At 60.4% G+C, this 16,019-nt stretch carries 16 protein-coding genes and 2 tRNA genes; 7 read left to right on the plus strand and 11 right to left on the minus strand.

Translation table 11 applies throughout. The features are described from left to right. Positions 1-13: 13 nt before the first annotated feature. Positions 14-3,130, minus strand: coding sequence for a glycine cleavage system aminomethyltransferase GcvT (gcvT, locus tag KF821_00405; protein ID MBX3004273.1), 3,117 nt, complete (start codon positions 3,128-3,130; stop codon positions 14-16). A gap of 101 nt (positions 3,131-3,231) precedes the next feature. Between gcvT and KF821_00410 the strand changes: the two genes are divergently transcribed. Continuing rightward, positions 3,232-3,699, plus strand: a complete 468-nt coding sequence (locus KF821_00410) for a DUF1801 domain-containing protein (protein MBX3004274.1) — start codon at positions 3,232-3,234, stop codon at positions 3,697-3,699. A 289-nt stretch (positions 3,700-3,988) separates the two neighbouring features. Here KF821_00410 and KF821_00415 read toward each other — a convergent pair whose 3' ends face one another. Both KF821_00415 and KF821_00420 read right to left on the minus strand, forming a co-directional pair. Further along, positions 3,989-4,201: a hypothetical protein gene (locus tag KF821_00415; GenBank protein MBX3004275.1), complete on the minus strand. Its 213-nt coding sequence runs from the start codon at positions 4,199-4,201 to the stop codon at positions 3,989-3,991. A gap of 21 nt (positions 4,202-4,222) precedes the next feature. Next, positions 4,223-4,296: transfer RNA gene (locus KF821_00420), tRNA-Val, on the minus strand. 73 nt (positions 4,297-4,369) lie between these two features. Here KF821_00420 and KF821_00425 point away from each other — a divergent pair. Together KF821_00425 and KF821_00430 are read left to right on the plus strand one after the other, a co-directional pair. Continuing rightward, positions 4,370-5,212 (plus strand): MurR/RpiR family transcriptional regulator, encoded by an 843-nt coding sequence (locus KF821_00425; GenBank protein MBX3004276.1) that lies wholly within the window; start codon positions 4,370-4,372, stop codon positions 5,210-5,212. A 10-nt stretch (positions 5,213-5,222) separates the two neighbouring features. Then, positions 5,223-5,993 (plus strand): fumarylacetoacetate hydrolase family protein, encoded by a 771-nt coding sequence (locus tag KF821_00430; GenBank protein ID MBX3004277.1) that lies wholly within the window; start codon positions 5,223-5,225, stop codon positions 5,991-5,993. A gap of 62 nt (positions 5,994-6,055) precedes the next feature. Here the strand turns inward: KF821_00430 and KF821_00435 are convergent, their stop codons facing one another. The 3 genes from KF821_00435 to KF821_00445 form a co-directional block, all read right to left on the minus strand. Then, positions 6,056-6,226, minus strand: coding sequence for a hypothetical protein (locus tag KF821_00435; protein ID MBX3004278.1), 171 nt, complete (start codon positions 6,224-6,226; stop codon positions 6,056-6,058). A gap of 137 nt (positions 6,227-6,363) precedes the next feature. Continuing rightward, complete coding sequence (locus KF821_00440) at positions 6,364-6,696, minus strand: YegP family protein (protein ID MBX3004279.1); 333 nt, start codon at positions 6,694-6,696, stop codon at positions 6,364-6,366. 112 nt (positions 6,697-6,808) lie between these two features. Beyond that, on the minus strand, positions 6,809-7,978 hold the full coding sequence (locus KF821_00445; protein MBX3004280.1) for a hypothetical protein: 1,170 nt from the start codon (positions 7,976-7,978) through the stop codon (positions 6,809-6,811). Between the two features lie 146 nt (positions 7,979-8,124). On the opposite strand from KF821_00445, the gene KF821_00450 reads away from it, so the two are divergent. Continuing rightward, positions 8,125-8,198: transfer RNA gene (locus tag KF821_00450), tRNA-Pro, on the plus strand. Between the two features lie 372 nt (positions 8,199-8,570). On the opposite strand, the gene KF821_00455 is transcribed toward KF821_00450, so the two are convergent. The 5 genes from KF821_00455 to KF821_00475 form a co-directional block, all read right to left on the minus strand. Beyond that, positions 8,571-8,927, minus strand: a complete 357-nt coding sequence (locus KF821_00455; GenBank protein MBX3004281.1) for an iron-sulfur cluster assembly protein — start codon at positions 8,925-8,927, stop codon at positions 8,571-8,573. A 16-nt stretch (positions 8,928-8,943) separates the two neighbouring features. Then, the gene (locus tag KF821_00460) at positions 8,944-9,585 is read right to left on the minus strand and encodes a winged helix-turn-helix transcriptional regulator (protein ID MBX3004282.1); all 642 of its coding nucleotides are present in this window, start codon (positions 9,583-9,585) and stop codon (positions 8,944-8,946) included. 67 nt (positions 9,586-9,652) lie between these two features. Continuing rightward, the gene (locus KF821_00465) at positions 9,653-10,255 is read right to left on the minus strand and encodes a LysE family transporter (GenBank protein MBX3004283.1); all 603 of its coding nucleotides are present in this window, start codon (positions 10,253-10,255) and stop codon (positions 9,653-9,655) included. Continuing rightward, entirely contained in the window at positions 10,252-11,094 is an 843-nt protein-coding gene (locus KF821_00470) for an AraC family transcriptional regulator (GenBank protein ID MBX3004284.1), read from the minus strand. Before KF821_00470 ends, KF821_00465 begins: the two co-directional genes overlap by 4 nt. Before the next feature lie 52 nt (positions 11,095-11,146). Further along, positions 11,147-11,620: a DinB family protein gene (locus tag KF821_00475; protein MBX3004285.1), complete on the minus strand. Its 474-nt coding sequence runs from the start codon at positions 11,618-11,620 to the stop codon at positions 11,147-11,149. Between the two features lie 230 nt (positions 11,621-11,850). Between KF821_00475 and sufC the strand changes: the two genes are divergently transcribed. The 3 genes from sufC to sufD all read left to right on the plus strand — a co-directional run bounded on the left by sufC (position 11,851) and on the right by sufD (position 15,995). Further along, the gene (gene sufC / locus KF821_00480; protein MBX3004286.1) at positions 11,851-12,630 is read left to right on the plus strand and encodes a Fe-S cluster assembly ATPase SufC; all 780 of its coding nucleotides are present in this window, start codon (positions 11,851-11,853) and stop codon (positions 12,628-12,630) included. Between the two features lie 93 nt (positions 12,631-12,723). After that, entirely contained in the window at positions 12,724-14,157 is a 1,434-nt protein-coding gene (sufB, locus tag KF821_00485; GenBank protein MBX3004287.1) for a Fe-S cluster assembly protein SufB, read from the plus strand. 56 nt (positions 14,158-14,213) lie between these two features. Beyond that, positions 14,214-15,995, plus strand: coding sequence for a Fe-S cluster assembly protein SufD (gene sufD / locus KF821_00490; protein ID MBX3004288.1), 1,782 nt, complete (start codon positions 14,214-14,216; stop codon positions 15,993-15,995). Positions 15,996-16,019 lie beyond the last annotated feature (24 nt).

A 16,019-nucleotide genomic window follows, 5' to 3' on the forward strand; every position in this document is an offset into this window, starting at 1 on the left:
CTTGCGCTACGCGCTAGCGCACCAGCATGCGGCTCACTACCGTGGCTTCGGTGGGAGTGGCGCCGGCAAGCTCTTTCCCCGCCATGCCCTGGTACACCAGAATCGTGCTGCCTTCTTTGCCGTGCTTCTTGTTCACCAGCGCCTGGCCGGTGAGCGTGCCTTCGCTATCCAGCGAGCAACTGGTCACCTCGCCGATGCGCTTGCCCTCCGCGTCGGTGACCGGATCGCCCTGGTGGGCGATGCGCACACCCTGCGGCAGGCGGAAGCGCACCACTTCGCGTTTGCGCTCCTCCTCCTGCATCAGGAAGGCGCTGCGGCCAACGAACCACGGCTTGTAGGTCTTGACGAAGGCGCGGAAGCCGGAGTGGCCGATGCCCAAATTCAGCGGGCCGGCCAACTCGTGCCCATACAGCGGCAGACCGGCTTCAATACGCAGCGAATCGCGTGAGGCCAAGCCACACGGGCGCAGGCCGTGTTTCTCGCCTGCCGCCATTAGCGCGGTCCACAGCGCCACGGCCTGGTCAGGGTGTACGAACAGCTCGAACGAGACCGGCTCGCCGGTGTAGCCCGTGCGCGAGAGGATGAGGTCGAAGCCGCCCAGCTTCACCTTGGCCACGCCAAAGCGCTTGAGCTTGCGGATGATGTGCTTGTCGGCCGCGTTGGCCTCGAGGCCGAGCAGGACTTTGCGAGACTTGGGGCCTTGCAGCGCAATGTCTACGCGCTGCGCCTTGCCGCTGCTGGCGGAGCGCAGGTTGCGCAGCCGTGCGCCGCGGCCAAAGGCCAGCGCTCCCGGCTGCTGCGCGTCCACAAGCACGGCACCTGCCTGCACCGCGGTGAGCCAGGCCCAGTTCTTGTCATCGTTGGCTGCATTGACGACCACCAGATAGTGCTCATCGGCCATACGGTAGACCAGCAGGTCATCCAGCACATTGGCGTCGGCATCCATAAAGTGGGTATAGATGGACATGCCCACCGGCAGGCTGGTGATGTCATTGCCGCACACCGAGTCGAGGAAGCTGGCCGCCTGCGGCCCGCTGACATCGTACACGCCCATGTGAGTGACATCGAACAGACCGGCGGCCGTGCGCACGGCGGCATGCTCCTCGCGCACGGAGCTGTAGCGCAGCGGCATATCCCAGCCAGCAAACGGCACCATTTTGGCGCCGAGGGCTACATGCGTGTCGTAGAGCGCGGTGCGTTTGATGGCCGCCTCGCTCGGCTCGTGCCAGTCAAACTTGGGCAGCGCCTTGGCTTTGGATTTACCAATGCCGTAGTAGAACGGCTTATCCGCGGCGGTGGCTTTAGCCGTGGTAGCAGTAACTTTGAGTTTGGATTCGCGCACCGCCACCGGCCCCGGAGCTTTGCGCTGCGGGTCAGCCGCGTCGATGCTGACATATCCATCCGAGAGGGCGCGCAGCCAGGTGGCTGCCAAGCCGAACTGGGCGCGTTTGACGCCCAGCAGATAGCCGCCCTTGGGCAGCGCTTTGATGCTGCCGTGCACATCGCCCTTGGGCGTGTGCATAAGGAAAGCCGCTCCCTTGGTGAGAGCCTCAATGTCGCTGGCGATGGCCATGTTCAGCAGGGCAGTAGCCTGCTCGCCGTGCACTTCAATGCCCACCCAGGCGCCTTTGGCCTTGGGCTTGTCATCTATATAGTAGAAGTGCGGATAGCCAGTGACGCTGGGCTTGAAGTCAATGCCGGCTTTCTCCGCCAGCGCCCGCACGCGCAGCTTGGCATCCTCCAGCACGGCGAAATCCACCTTGGCGCGTTGGCTCAGGCTGGTCTCGCTGCGGTCACGGTAGGGCACGCAGGCCAGCAGCACATCGGCGATGATGTCAGCCAGTTGGCGGCTTTCCTTCTCTTTGAAACCGCGCTGCGTGATCCACGGGGTGCCCAGGCGCAAACCCGAAGGGTTCATGGCGCCACGGTCACCGGGGATGGTGTTGCGGTTGACCACGATGCCAGCCACATCCAGAATACGCGCCGCCATATCGCCGGAGAGTGCCGTGCCATCCGGCCCCACCACGACTTTGCAATCTACATTGGTGAGGTGGCTCTGCGTGCCGCCAAAGGGAATGCGGAAGCCGCGCTTTTGCAGCTGCTCGGTCAGCGCTACGGCGTTCTTGACCACCTGTGCCTGCAACTGCTTGAATTCCTTGCTCTTGGCGATCTTGAAGGCCAGCGCCAGCCCGCCGAATACGTTCACATGCGGGCCGCCTTGCTCACCGGGGAACACGGCGCGGTCAATCAGCTCAGCCAGCTTCTTGTCCGTGGTGAGTATGATGGCGCCACGCGGCCCGTTGAGCGTTTTGTGGGTGGTAGAGGTGATGACGTGCGCATAGCCCATCGGGGAAGGGTAGGCGCCGGCGGCCACCAGGCCAGCCACATGGGCTATATCGGTCAGCAGGTACGCGCCCACCGAGTCGGCGATCTGGCGCAAGCGCGCCCAGTCGGCCGGCCAGGGATACGACGAGAAACCGCCGATGATCATCTTGGGCTTGTGTTCTTTGGCCAGCGCTTCCATCTGGTCATAGTCGATGCGCTCCGTGCTGGGGTCTACGGAATAATGCACAATGTTGTAATACTTGCCAGAGCGATTGACCGGGGCACCATGCGAAAGATGCCCACCGTGCAGCAAGTTCATGCCCATTACGGTATCGCCGGGCTGCACCAGGGCGTGATACACGGCATTGTTGGCCGGGCCGCCAGACAACGCCTGGATGTTTACGTAGATCTGGTCAGCGCTGACGCCGTTGGCCGCAAAGGCCTCGGCGCAGCGGCGGCGCGCCAACGCCTCCACCGTATCGGCATACTCCACGCCTTTGTAGTAGCGCGGGTCGGAGTTGCGGCGATAGTGCGCCAGGCGTGTCTCATGGTCCAAAATCTCCTCTTCGCTCATCCAGCGGCTGGCTTCGTCGGGATAGCCCTCGGCGTACAAATTGCCGAAGGCAGAAGACAACGCCTCGCGCACCGCCAGCGGGGCGGTGCTCTCGCTGGCAATCAGGATTAGCTTGCGGTACTGGCGCTCGGCTTCCAACTGCTGGAGCTCATAGACCGCCGGGTCCAGTTGAGCCAGCGTGCCGCGGAAGAGGAAATCTTGAGATTTGGCTTTGGTTTTTTTGGTGGGCATGGGGCTTTCCAGAAAGGCTAGTGGTGGGCTTTTGCGGCTGAATTGTATCAGTGCTTGACTCGCTGCCCCGGCATGGCGTAGTGTGTACCCACGGAGGACGCATGGTCAGCAGCAAAGCCGCAACCGTAAGCCAATATCTGGATGAGTTGCCGCCCGAGCGGCGCAAAGTGATTCAGGGGGTGCGCAAGGTGATGCGTGCCAGCCTGCCCACGGGGTTCAAAGAGGGCATGCTCTACGGCATGATCTGCTACTTCATCCCGCTCAAAGATTTTCCTGAAACCTACAACGGGCAGCCGCTGGTGTATGCCGGCCTGGCCGCCCAGAAGAACTATTACTCCGTCTATCTCAATAACATCTACAGTGACCCCGAAGCCGAAGCCTGGTTTGCCAAGCGTTACGCCGCCACAGGCCGGGATATGGCTAAGGGTAAATCTTGCATCAATTTCAAGAAACTGGATGACTTACCGTTGGAGTTGATCGCTGAGGCGCTGGCGCGCAACACCAAAGATGAGTTTATCGAGATGTATGAGGATGCGCGCACCTCATCCAAGCGCGTGGCTAAAAAATAGCGCTTAAGTTAAAAGAAAACGCCGGAGCAATTAGGCTTGGGTTTGGCCTAACCAGTTCGCCTCTGGCCGGGCCGTCTGCCTTGCCTTCCAGCTTCGCCGTGTACTGAGGACCGCACCGGCCCTACTGTCAATCGGCTGTCGGCCGCTGTTCTGGCCGTCCCACCGCCGAGGAGTTCGGCGATTTCGCTGGGTCTTGCTCCGACGTTTCTTTCAGCCATAGGATACGCCAAAGCGGCCAGGCGGCCATGGGGCGGATGTCCCCTGTGTTTGGGCCATTTGTCCCGCGCGGCTATTCGTCGTTGAGTGGGCGCTTGAGCACGACCGAAAATTCCCCGCTCAGCGTGCCCGAGCGGGTGACCAGTTGCCAGCCATCCGCCAGCATGCTCTTTACATATTTATACGGATCAGGGTTTCGCGGTTCGGCCGGTGGCAACAATTCACCATCCACCAGCTCTACTTCGCCGTGGGTAATCTTCAGTTCAAGATATTCCCATTTTTGCATGGTAGCGCACAATACTTCGAGTGGGCGAGATAGGACTCGAACCTACGACATCCTCCTTGTAAGGGAGGCGCTCTAACCAACTGAGCTACTCGCCCATGGGCCGGCCACCGCAACAAAGCTTGCAAAAATGCGTATGCCTGCAAAAAACTTTGTGCTATAGTCTGCCGTATGCCATCTGGCACTTATGCTGAACGCATTCGTGAGGCGCAACCGCGCCTTTCGAAGAGCTTCCAGCGGCTCGCAGATTATATATTAAATTCCTACGTGCAGGCCGCTTTGTTGACCGCATCGGAATTGGCGCATGCTGTGGATGTGGATACCGCCACCGTGGTGCGCTTCGCCCAAACCCTGAATTATTCCGGCTTCCCGGCCTTGCAAGCGGAGATCAAAGCACGCGTGCTGCACGAGTTGCTCTTGCAGCAGGGCGATGCCCCCAAAGCGGATAGCTTGCGCGGCCTGGCTGACCGGGCGTATAAAGAGCTGGGCGATGGCATCGAACGCGCCCGCCGCCTGCTGGATGCTGCTCCGCTGGAGGCTTTGCTGGCGATGCTAGGCAAGGCCAGACGCGTCTTCCTGCTCAGCGATGCGGCCGCGGCAGCCAGCCAGCAAGCGCTGCACGCGCACTTGCGCGCCGTGGGCATCCTGGCGCACCCACTGCAGCCGGAGCTGCCTGAGCTGGCCGGGGCGCTGGCCCTGGCCAACGAAGGGGATGTGCTGCTGGTGCTGGATGCGCACAACACGACGCCGTTGCTGGCGCAAGCCGTGGCACTGGCCAAAGCCAGCGGTGTGCAAACCGTGGCGCTGGTGGGGGCGGCCGCCTACGAGGCGGCACGCAAGGCGGATGTGGTGCTGGAGGCACAACGCCAGGAGCAGGATCAGGCGGTGGCGATCGTGCTGGCGGCGCTGGTACACACGCTAGGCCAGGCGCTGCGTTGGCGCTTTGCCGAACGCCACAAAGAACTGCAATCACGTGCCGATAAATTGCTGCGCCGTCTGGCGCGGGCAAACTAGAAGGAGCTGTATGCGCATTATTCGCTATCAGGAGCATGACGGCCCCGCCCGCTATGGCTGGGTCTTGGAGCAGCGCGTAGGGCCGATCGAAGGAACGCCCTATAGCGCCTTTCAGCGTGGTGAAGCGACCCTGCCGCTGGCCAGCGTGCAGTTGCTGCCCCCCGTGGAGCCGAGCAAGGTGATCTGTATTGGGCGCAACTATGTTGCCCATGCCAAAGAGCTGGGCAACGAGGTGCCGGAGGTGCCGATGGTGTTCCTTAAGCCGCCCTCGGCGGTGTTAGCGCCCGGCGGCACGATCGTGCTACCACCGCAAAGCCAGCAGGTGGAGCACGAGGCCGAGCTGGCGGTGGTGATCGGCAAAGCGGGCCGCTGGATCGAGCCGGATGCGGTCAAGGAACATATCCTCGGCTATACCATCGCCAATGACATCACCGCGCGCGACTTGCAGAAGCGTGATGGCCAATGGACGCGGGGCAAGGGCTTCGATACCTTCTGCCCGCTGGGGCCCTGGGTGGAAACCGAGTTTGACCCGGCCGACGCGGTGATCAGTTGCAGCGTGAACGGGGAGCTGCGCCAAATGGGCTCGACGCGTGACATGATCTTCTCGGTGCGCCAGTTGATCGCCTACGTCTCCTCGGTAATGACCCTGCAGCCGGGTGATGTGGTGCTCACCGGTACGCCCTCCGGGGTGGGGCCATTGAAGGATGGCGATGAGCTGGTGACCAGTATTGAGGGCCTGGGCGAGCTGCGCAACCGCGTGCACGCCGAAGCGGTACGCTGAGCTATACGGGATAAAAAAAGACGGCCCACAAGGGGCCGTCTTTTTCGTTGGTGCTCTAAGGCTTAGAAGCCCTTGATGGCATTGCCAGCGGCCAGAAGAGCCCAGGCGGCGATGCCAAGCCAGGTGGCGAAGCCAGCGACGGGGGCGAAAAGGCCCAAAGCGCCGACCAAGGCCACGACAGCCAAAACGAGAGCGACCCAGAATACCCATTGCTTGGGAGGGGTGAGTTTCATAATAATTAATGTAGTCTCCTTTCCTCAGGTCTCTGCAATTATGAGCAGGCGATTAAATACTACTATAAATAAAAAGACCGAACAAGCAATTCTGTTCGGTCTTTTGTTAGGTAATTTGGGGGATGGAGGGCTAAAAATCAGCTCTGATCTTCGATTTCGGCGCTGGCGGCCACGCGCTGCACAGCCTTGATGCCGTTCTTGCAGGCCGCGCCGGAGGAGTACATCTCGCTGGTGCCGATGACGCGGTTGTTAGCGGCGCGCAGGTTAAAGTAGCTCTGGCCGTTCTTGGCGGTCTTCTCCACGAAGTTGGCCAGGTCGCCGGCGTGCTTCATCACCGAATGAATGCCGCGCTTGGCACTGTCTTTGGTGTTGTAGCGCTCACTGTGCAGGATCGGCTCGCTGTTGGTGCTGAGCAGGTTGAAGCGGTAGCCACCCTTGCCCTGTTGAATGACAAACTTAGCTTTTGCCATGTGAAAATCTCCTTGTGCGTGAATAAACTGCCGCCATTGTACATTGCCGTCACTTTAAAAGAAAGAGGCATCTGCACATCGCAGATGCCTCTTGACGCGCGGGGAGGGTTGTTTACTTCTTGATGATGCGTGGCACGAACCAAAAGCCATTGGCCTGGGCGTAATCACTGTTGTTGGGTTTCACCGTCAGTACGAAGCGCACGGTCTGGCCCGCCAGGCTGGAGAGATCGATGTTGACATCTTTGGCCAGGCCCTCGGATTTCTCGTTCCAGGTGCCAAGCACGGTCTCGCTGCCATTGCGGATATAGCTAAATGTGAATTGCAGGTGGCAGTTGGGGTTGTTCTTCAGGCAGCCCACCTGGCTAATGAAGCGGTCGCCAGCTTGTACGGCAAATTCAGGATACACGCCGCGGATGTAGCCATTGCTGGCGTGGTTGGGGCGCGGCCAGATCGCCGGCTCGTCCTCATCGCGGGTTTCGAGCTGCGGGTTTTGCAGCACCAGCACGAAGCCCTGCGAGCCGGAGTTGGCGCCCGGGCAGGGCAGGCTGCCGGCTTCGTTGCTCGACCAACTGGCCGAGCAATAGTTGCTGGCAAAGTCATAGCGGATGCCGCTGCTGGCAACGCCGACGCGGATCAGGGCGAAGATCGGCACGCCGGCGCTATTGGCATTGCCGTTGACGCCAAAGCTGTAGCCATTGCTGGCCTTGATCACCCAACTGCTGCGGTAGCTGCCATCGCTGCTCGGTGCGGTCATCGGGATGGAAATATCCACCGTTTCGCCGGGCTTGACTTCCTTGGGGAGATCCACGCTGCTCACGCTGGCCAGGTTGGTACCCGAGGTGTAGACAATGTCAAAGTCGCTCGTCCAGGTGCAGGTGCCGTTATTGCGAATGCGCCAGGTCTTGGTAAAGGTCTGGCCCTTGGTCATTTGGGTGTTGTCCGGCACGCTGATATCGGCCACGAAGTAGGCCTGGTAGCAGCCGGTAGCGGGCACGCTGGTGGCGGGCAACGGGGTGTTGGTGCTGGTGGCCAGCGGCTGGGCCGGCGTGTTGGTGAAGGTGGCGGTGACCACGAAGGGTGTTTGCGTAGGCGCTTCGCTGGTGGCGCTGGGCTCTGCCTGCCCCTGGCCCTGGGCGATCAGTGTGCCGGCCACTTGCGTGTAGAGTGCGTTCAGATCCAGCGTGGGGGCGTGGCTCTCCGGTGCAGGGGCGCGGCAGGCTGCCAGCAGCAGGCCGGCGAGCAGCAGGGCCAGCAGGCGCAATCGAGTGGCTTTGGTTTGCATAACTAGATCTCCCTATAACAAAATGGATGCGCGTGATATTGATTGTAGCATTGCGAAGCCTATGGATACAACGATGCGTATACGACAAAAGTTCCTATTGCCACAAACAAAAAAACGTGAACTTTGCGCTATAATTCGCACCTGTTCGGGGCGTGGCGCAGCCCGGTAGCGCACTTGCATGGGGTGCAAGGGGTCGGAGGTTCGAATCCTCTCGCCCCGACTAAAAAGAACTGCCGCAGGCAGTTCTTTGATTTAAGTAAGTCTGTCTTGCATGGGCGGCGCACTTGCATGGAGTGCTGCGAGAAGAGCACTCGCGGGTCGGAGGTTCGGGCCTACGCCCGACCGTCTACTGAAGGTCTTTTTGATTCGTGCTGAACGGCTATGCCTTGCGTAGGTAGCGCCCTTGCCTGGGGTGCTACGAAAAAAGGCACTCGTTGCGAGAAGAACACTCGCGGCGGAAAAGGCATTCGTTGCTAGAAAAGCACCCGCGAGCCGCAGGTTCGGGCCTACGCCGCGACTAAAAAGACCGTCTACTGACGGTCTTTTCGATTTCTTCTAATTCTTCTGATTTGTTTTGATTTCCATGTTGTTGTTAGAAGATTCCCCAGTCGGCGCCGGCGCCTTCCTCCATGTAGGTCAGGTCCCACATTTCGGTGCCCATCATGATCGTGGTGTCGCGTTGCAGTGCATCGGCGGCTTTCTTGCGCGTCATTTCCAGCAGGGCGGGGGCGTAAGGGCAGAAGGGCGTGGTCATGATCATGATCACTTTGCCCTTGTCTTCTTCCAGGGCTACGTTGCGCACCAGGCCCAGCTCCAGCACGTTCAGGCCGATCTCCGGGTCAACCACCTCACGCAGGGCGGCTTCCACCGCGGGCACCAGATCCGGGTTGGTGCTTTCAATTTCCCAGGTGGCAGTTTTTGCGGGGTCTTGCGAGGCTACGGGACTCATTCAGTGTGGCTCCGTTCTAGGGTTTGGCAGCGGGCTTGATCGCCGCCATCGGAATGGTGTAGGTGCAGTGGCTGTCGCCGCTGAGCAGGCACGAGGTGCGCTGCGGGTCGGCCGAGAGCGCCTTGGCGATCAAGGCCTTATCGATGCTGCATACTTCGCCGTGGTTTTGACCCACATAAAAGTAGGGGCAGCTGGTTTCTTTGATGATCAGTTCGTTTTCGTTGCGTTGCACTTGAACGCTGAAGCCTTCTTTGGTGAGCCAGTTCTTGAGCAGCTTCAGGCGCTCATCCAGGGTCATCGAGGGCAGATCGCTGGCAGCGGCCAAGTCGGCGGCGGCCGAATCGCCCATGCCATCCAGCAGGCGGGCGAACTGCTCCGCCGGCAGGGTCTCTTTCAGCTCATCCAGTAGGCGGTTGGTGAAGCGAATGGTGCGCCCTGGGAAGTGCTCCATGCCCGCTTCGGTGAGGTAATACACGCGGCGCGGCCGGCCTACGCCGTGGCGCTCTTCGGCCGAGGCCACCATGCCCTCCGTTTCCAGGCGGGCAATGTGGTGGCGCACCGAGATCGGGCTGATCTTGACCGCCCGAGCCAACTCATTGATCGTGCTGCGCTGGTGATTGAGCAGAAATTTAAGAACGGCGTTGCGTGTGCTGCCCATGACGTTGGCAGTATATCACCCGCATTTCGCCCCGTCAATATTTTATAGTTTCCTCATAAATAATATGCTAGCGCACCATCTCCAAGGCGGAGTAGGCCAGCAATAAGGCCAGCAGCAGGTTGACCGTGTGGCGTAGTGCGGGGCGGTGCATGTGCTGCCGCACCCAACTGCCGAACAGGGTCCAACTGCTTACCGAGAAGGCCGAGATCAGCGTCAGCCCGAGCGCGATCAACACCAGGCTGCGGGCTTGGCGCGCCTCGGCCGCGAAGAAGGTTGAGAACAGAGTGAGGGCGAACACCAGAAACTTGGGGTTCAGTAATTGCAGGGTGAAGCCGGCCCACAACCCGGCGGGCTGGGTGGCGGCGTTGGGGTGGGCGTCAAATTGGTAGCTGGTTTTGAGGATACTCACTGCCAGGTAGATTACGTAAGCCGCGCCGGCATAGGTCAGCAAGGCTTCCAGCGCGGGGAAGCGTGCCAGCAGCGTGCGCGCCACCCAGGCGCTCACCAGGCACATCAGGAAGAAGCTGAGGCAGATGCCCACCAGGAAGGGCAGGGTTTTGCGTAAGCCGTACAGCGTGCCCATTGCCGCGCTGGCAATGTTGTTCGGGCCGGGCGTGCAGATCGAGATCAGGGCGAAGGCCAGCGCCGGCCCCAGCGTAGCCAGGTTCATGCGCGCACCTGGCGCGCGTAGCGCCCGGGGGTGACGCCGATGGTTTGCTTGAAGCGCCGCGTGAAGTGGCTTTGGCTGCTGAAGCCGAGCTGGGCGGCAATGGCCGCCAATGGCTCGCCGAGGGCGATGAGGCGCTGGGCCGCGGCGATGCGCCGGTTCTCCAGATAGGCGTGTGGCGGCATGCCCACTTGGGCATGGAAGCTGCGTAGAAAGTGAAAGCGGCTGAGCGCTACCAGCTTGGCCAGCTGATCCAGCGAGACGGGTTTATCGTAATTGGCGTCGAGGTATTCCACGGCGCGGTCGATCGGCGCCGGGCGCTCCGGGTGGCGCGGCGCCTGGTTGGCAAAGGCGCGCAGCAGGCTGCCCAGCGTGCTGACGAAGGCGCTCTCGGCGTGCAGGGGATCGTGCGCCGCGCTGGGTGTGCGGTGCAAGCGCCGGAAGGCGGCGGCCAGGCGTGGATCATCCTGGCGTGGGTGATTGAACAGCGGCAAGCGCGGCCCCAGGCCGGCGCTGGCCGCCACGCGCTGCACCTGAGCAGGGCGCGGGTACATGGCGCGGTAGCGGAAGCCGCCGCCCGGCAGCGGTTCGCCGGTGTGGCTGTCGCCCGGGTTGAGGAACACCATGCCGCCGGCCGCGGTGTAGTAGCGCTGCTGCCCCAGGCGGAACGATTGGCGGCCTTCTTCGATCACGGCGATGACGAAGTAATCATGGCTGTGCAGCGGATAGGCGTGCTGCACAAAGTAGGCGTGCAGCAGATCGACCCCCAGGCTGGCATGGTGGCCGTACTGTGCCCATTCGCTCGCCGGGCTGGCGTTGTGGTGCGTTGCCGTGGAGTGCACTGCATCAGTATAGAGCCGCCCGGCGGGCGGCTCTATCACAAAATTGCGCTGCTTACGCCTTCAGCGTGCACATCGCCTGGCGGATCTCGCCCAGGTGGTAGGCGCTGTGCACGATCACGCCCAGCACCCCGCCGATGGCGTCTTCGTTCCAATCGGGGTTATTGCGGATCACGTTCTGCATGCGGCCGTAGGCGGCGCGCAGTTGGTTCTTGTACTCCTGCCATTCTTCGGCGTTCACCTTCTCCACGCGGCGCCAAATGTCGCCCCAGTCGCGCGGGCTGTCGTCGCCCTCGAAGGCATAGCGTTCGAAGGATTCGATATAGAAGGTGGTGTGCGCCACCTGGGCGGCCAGCGAGGCGCACTTGCCGCCCACCGGGATCGAGGCTTCCTCGGCGCTGATCGTATCCAGCGTGGCGAACAAGGCATTGTTCTTGTCGAGGTAGATGCCGTGATGCGTTTCAAAGGTTTCTTCCAGGAAGACGTTGAGCAGGTTGCTAAAAGTTTCGGGTGCGATCGACAGTTTCATGAGAACCTCCTGAGGAGTGGCTAGTGGTTTAGTGCAATGCAGCCCCATTATCAAACCATATTTCTTTAGTGGGGCTGGCTGTCAAGGTATTCGTCGCGCCAATATTTTAGATTTTCCTCATAAATATTGACCCTGTGAAGTGAACCTGCTATAATCCGCCAAAATCAACCTGGTTGAACACTGCCGCCGGTCTGGCGGCGTTCACATTCATTCTAGGAGAAAAGTGCTGCATGTCTCAACTGGAAATTCGTGATTTGCACGTTAATGTAGCAGGCAATGAGATCCTTAAAGGCCTCAGCCTGACGATCGAAAAGGGCAAGGTGCACGCCCTGATGGGCCCCAACGGCAGCGGCAAGAGCACCCTGGCGTACACGCTGATGGGCCACCCCAACTACGAAGTCACCGCTGGTGAAGTGTGGTTCAAGGGGCAGAACATCCTTGAGCTGGAGCCAGACCAGCGCTCGCATCTGGGCATCTTCCTCGCCTTCCAGTATCCGGTGGCCATCCCCGGCGTCAGCGTGGCCAACTTCCTGCGCACCGCGCTGAATGCGCACCGCAAGGCCAAGGACCCTGAGGATAAGGGCATGCCCATCCCCGAGTTCCGCACGCTGATGAAAGAGAAGATGGACCTGCTGAAGATGGATCACAGCTTTGCTGGCCGCTACCTCAACGACGGCTTCTCCGGCGGTGAGAAGAAGCGCGCCGAGATCCTGCAGATGGCCGCGCTCAACCCGGAGTTTGCTGTGCTCGACGAAACCGACTCAGGCCTGGATATTGACGCGTTGCGCAATGTGGCCGAGGGCGTGCAGGCGCTGCGCGGGCCGAACTTCGGCGCGCTGGTGATCACGCACTACCAGCGCTTGCTCAACTACATCAACCCGGATGTGGTGCACGTGATGTTCAACGGCCGCATTGTGGAAACCGGTGGCCCCGACCTGGCGCTCAAGCTGGAAGCGCAGGGCTACGACTGGGTGCGCGAGAAGCATGGTGAATCAGTAATCAGTGAATAGTAAACAGTGAGCAGGTCAGCTGAGTAGTTTAGATTTTTTGCTTTTCGCCGGTTCACTACTCACAGATCACTATTCACTCCAAACGAGGTAAACATGACACTCGAAAAACCAATTGAGAAACCCAAAGATGATGCCGAGCTGTTGGCTGGCATTGATGAATACCGCTGGAACTTTGTAGATGAAGTCAAGCCGGTCTTTCGCACGCGCAAAGGGCTGGACGAAGAGATCGTGCGCCAGATCAGCGCCAAGAAGGAAGAGCCGGAGTGGATGCTCGATTTTCGCCTGAAGGCGTACAAGCATTTCACCCAGCGCCCGATGCCCACCTGGGGCGGTGATCTCGACAAGCTCAATCTCGACGAGATCTATTTCTACAGCAAGCCCGCGGAAGCCGAAGGCAAAAACTGGGACGATGTGCCCGAGAATATCAAGAAGACTTTCCAGCGGTTGGGCATCCCCGAAGCCGAGCAGAAGTTCCTGGCCGGCGTAGGCGCCCAGTACGAATCGGAGATGGTCTATCACAACATCCAGCAGCACCTGGCGGAGCAGGGGGTGCTGTTCAAGAGCATTGAGCAGGGCCTGAAAGACCACCCGGAGTTGTTCCGCGAGTATTTCGGCACGATCATCCCCATCGAGGACAACAAGTTCTCGGCGCTCAACTCCGCGGTATGGTCGGGCGGCTCGTTTGTGTATGTGCCCAAGGGCGTCAAGATCGAGATGCCGTTGCAGGCCTACTTCCGCGTCAACCAGGCCGATCAGGGCCAGTTTGAGCGCACGCTGATCATCGTGGATGAAGGCGCTGAGGCGCACTATGTGGAAGGTTGCACCGCTCCCGTGTACACCACCGACTCTTTCCATAGTGGTGTGATCGAGATCATCGTCAAGAAGAATGCGCGCTTCCGCTACACCACCATCCAGAACTGGTCGAACAACATGTACAACCTGGTGACCCAGCGTGCCTATGTGTATGAGAACGGCACGATGGAGTGGGTGGATGCCAACCTGGGCAGCAAGCTCACCATGAAGTATCCCTCGTGCTACTTGCTGGGGGAAGGTGCACACGGCGAGATCCTCTCGATGGCATTTGCCAGCGGCCACCAGCACCAGGATACCGGCGGCAAGGTGATCCACTTTGTGCCCAACACCACCAGCAAGATCACGTCTAAATCGATCAGTAAGAGCGGCGGGCGTGCCTCGTACCGCGGCTTGCTGAAGGTGCACCCGGGCGCAGAAGGCTCCAAGAGCAACGTCGTGTGTGATGCGTTGCTACTGGATGACCAGTCGCGCTCGGACACCTATCCGTATATCGAGATCGACGCTGAGGATGTCACCATCGGGCACGAGGCCTCGGTCTCCAAGGTGGGCGAGGAGCAGCTCTTTTATCTGATGAGCCGCGGCATGACGGAAGAAGAAGCCGCCACGATGGTGGTGTCTGGCTTCATTGAGCCGTTGGTCAAAGAGTTGCCCATGGAATATGCGATTGAAATGAATCGCCTGATTCAGCTGCAAATGGAAGGCTCGATAGGCTAATGCCTGGGCTAGCGCCTTAGGCTAAAAACCTCTCGATGGAATGAGAAACGCAAGCTATGGCAGATAAAAAGAAAACCAGCCCGCGCCCCAAGAAGGCGGCGGTAAAGAAAAAGACCAAAGTGGCCGCCAAGGCTACTAAACCGGTAGCCAAGAAGAAGCTGGCTACAAAAGCCACCAAGCCGGTTGCCAAGAAGAAGGCTGCGCCCAAGGCCAAGCCTAAAGCTGTTGTGAAGAAGAAGGCGGCTAGCAAAGTAACTAAGAAGACTGCGGTTAAGAAGACCGCTGCCAAGAAAACGGTTGCCAAAAAGACGGTTGCTGTCAAGAAGACAGCGGCTAAAGTGGCTGCCAAGAAAACCGTAGCCAAGGTCAAGCCCAAAGCCGCCGTCAAGAAAGCGGCGCCTAAGGCAACTGCCCCTAAGCAGGCTAAGCCGGCTGCTTCGCAGCCTGTGGCCGCTGCGCCGGTTGCGCCCGAAGTGATCGGCGCCGGCAAGACGCCGCGCGTGATCACCCGCGGCGGCGCGGCTGCCGTGCAGACCAAGAGCGGCTTCCCCTTCACCGCCGAGCAGATCCCCAACGGCGTGAAAGAGGCTGCCTTCCTGCACAGCTACCGCGCGAGCGCGTGGAGCCATTTTGAGAACCTGCCGCTGCCCAGCACCAACGATGAGGCTTGGCGCCGCACGGACATCCGCCAGCTCAAACGCGGCTCCATGAAAATCGTAGACAGCCTGCCGGCCGCCGAGCGTGCCGCGCTGCCCAGCACGCCTACCCAGCTGCTCAAGCCGCTGGTGGGCGAGGGCCACGGCGGCCAGATCGTCTTTGGCCCCGGCGAGACCACGGTGATGCTGAGCCAGGAAATAGCTAACCAAGGCGTAGTGTTCACCGACTTTGCCACGGCGGCCGCCAAGCACCCAGAGTTACTCAAGAAGGTGCTCGGCAATGTGGTCAAGCCAGAAGAGGGCAAGTTCGCCGCTATGGCAGGTGCTTTGGCCGGCCGCGGTGCGCTGCTGTATGTGCCGCGCGGCGTGCAGGTGGAAGAGCCGCTGCACTCCCTGCTGTGGGGGCCGGGTGCGGGCATGGCTTACTTCTCTCACATCCTGGTGTGGGTGGAAGATGGCGCTTCGGTCACCTATGTGCACGAGTCGGCTTCGCCCACCATCAGCGAGCAGAGCATGCACGCTGGCATCGTGGAGCTGCACGTGGGCTCTGGTGCCAACCTGCGCTTCGTCGAGCTGCAATCGTGGGGCGAGCACATGTGGAACTTTACGCATGAGCGTGCCCGAGTGGAAAAAGATGGCAACCTGGACTGGATTTTTGGCGCCCTGGGCAGCCACCTCACCAAGAATTTCTCCGAGATTAACCTCGAGGGAGAGGGCAGCCTGGGCCGCATGTCTGGCTTCTACTTCACCGATGGCGATCAGCATCTGGACCATGACACCCAGCAGAACCACATGGCGGCGCACACTACCAGCGATCTGCTCTTCAAGGGCGCGCTGGAAGAAAAGAGCCGCTCGGTATGGCAGGGCATGATTTACGTAGCCCCCGGTGCCCAGCGCACGGATGGCTACCAAGCCAACCGAAACCTGGTGCTGAGCAAGGAAGCCCGCGCCGACAGCATCCCTGGCCTGGAGATCCTGGCCGACGATGTGCGCTGCACCCACGGCGCCACCGTAGGCAAGATTGACCCGGATGAGTACTTCTATCTGCTCAGCCGTGGCATCCCCCCGGTGGAAGCGCGCCGCTTGATCGTGAAGGGCTTCTTTGACCCGATCATGGAGCGCATTCCTTTCGAGGGCGTGCGCCAGCGCTTCCAACAAGCCATTGTTCAGAAGATGAAATAGGCGTAAGATAAGAGATTAGATCAA

It is taken from the genome of Anaerolineales bacterium, from assembly GCA_019637755.1.
GTDB lineage: Bacteria > Chloroflexota > Anaerolineae > Anaerolineales > UBA11579 > JAMCZK01.

What these genes read in the sequence shown, in the direction of transcription:
- KF821_00435 (MBX3004278.1), bottom strand. Translation starts at nt 6,226, where the DNA reads ATGAAACTCACCCCTCCCAAGCAATGGGTATTCTGGGTCGCTCTCGTT.
- KF821_00425 (MBX3004276.1), top strand. Translation starts at nt 4,370, where the DNA reads ATGCCATCTGGCACTTATGCTGAACGCATTCGTGAGGCGCAACCGCGC.
- KF821_00460 (MBX3004282.1), bottom strand. Translation starts at nt 9,585, where the DNA reads ATGGGCAGCACACGCAACGCCGTTCTTAAATTTCTGCTCAATCACCAG.
- sufD (MBX3004288.1), top strand. Translation starts at nt 14,214, where the DNA reads ATGGCAGATAAAAAGAAAACCAGCCCGCGCCCCAAGAAGGCGGCGGTA.
- KF821_00440 (MBX3004279.1), bottom strand. Translation starts at nt 6,696, where the DNA reads ATGGCAAAAGCTAAGTTTGTCATTCAACAGGGCAAGGGTGGCTACCGC.
- KF821_00415 (MBX3004275.1), bottom strand. Translation starts at nt 4,201, where the DNA reads ATGCAAAAATGGGAATATCTTGAACTGAAGATTACCCACGGCGAAGTA.
- gcvT (MBX3004273.1), bottom strand. Translation starts at nt 3,130, where the DNA reads ATGCCCACCAAAAAAACCAAAGCCAAATCTCAAGATTTCCTCTTCCGC.
- KF821_00455 (MBX3004281.1), bottom strand. Translation starts at nt 8,927, where the DNA reads ATGAGTCCCGTAGCCTCGCAAGACCCCGCAAAAACTGCCACCTGGGAA.
- sufC (MBX3004286.1), top strand. Translation starts at nt 11,851, where the DNA reads ATGTCTCAACTGGAAATTCGTGATTTGCACGTTAATGTAGCAGGCAAT.
- KF821_00430 (MBX3004277.1), top strand. Translation starts at nt 5,223, where the DNA reads ATGCGCATTATTCGCTATCAGGAGCATGACGGCCCCGCCCGCTATGGC.
- KF821_00475 (MBX3004285.1), bottom strand. Translation starts at nt 11,620, where the DNA reads ATGAAACTGTCGATCGCACCCGAAACTTTTAGCAACCTGCTCAACGTC.
- KF821_00465 (MBX3004283.1), bottom strand. Translation starts at nt 10,255, where the DNA reads ATGAACCTGGCTACGCTGGGGCCGGCGCTGGCCTTCGCCCTGATCTCG.
- KF821_00445 (MBX3004280.1), bottom strand. Translation starts at nt 7,978, where the DNA reads ATGCAAACCAAAGCCACTCGATTGCGCCTGCTGGCCCTGCTGCTCGCC.
- sufB (MBX3004287.1), top strand. Translation starts at nt 12,724, where the DNA reads ATGACACTCGAAAAACCAATTGAGAAACCCAAAGATGATGCCGAGCTG.
- KF821_00410 (MBX3004274.1), top strand. Translation starts at nt 3,232, where the DNA reads ATGGTCAGCAGCAAAGCCGCAACCGTAAGCCAATATCTGGATGAGTTG.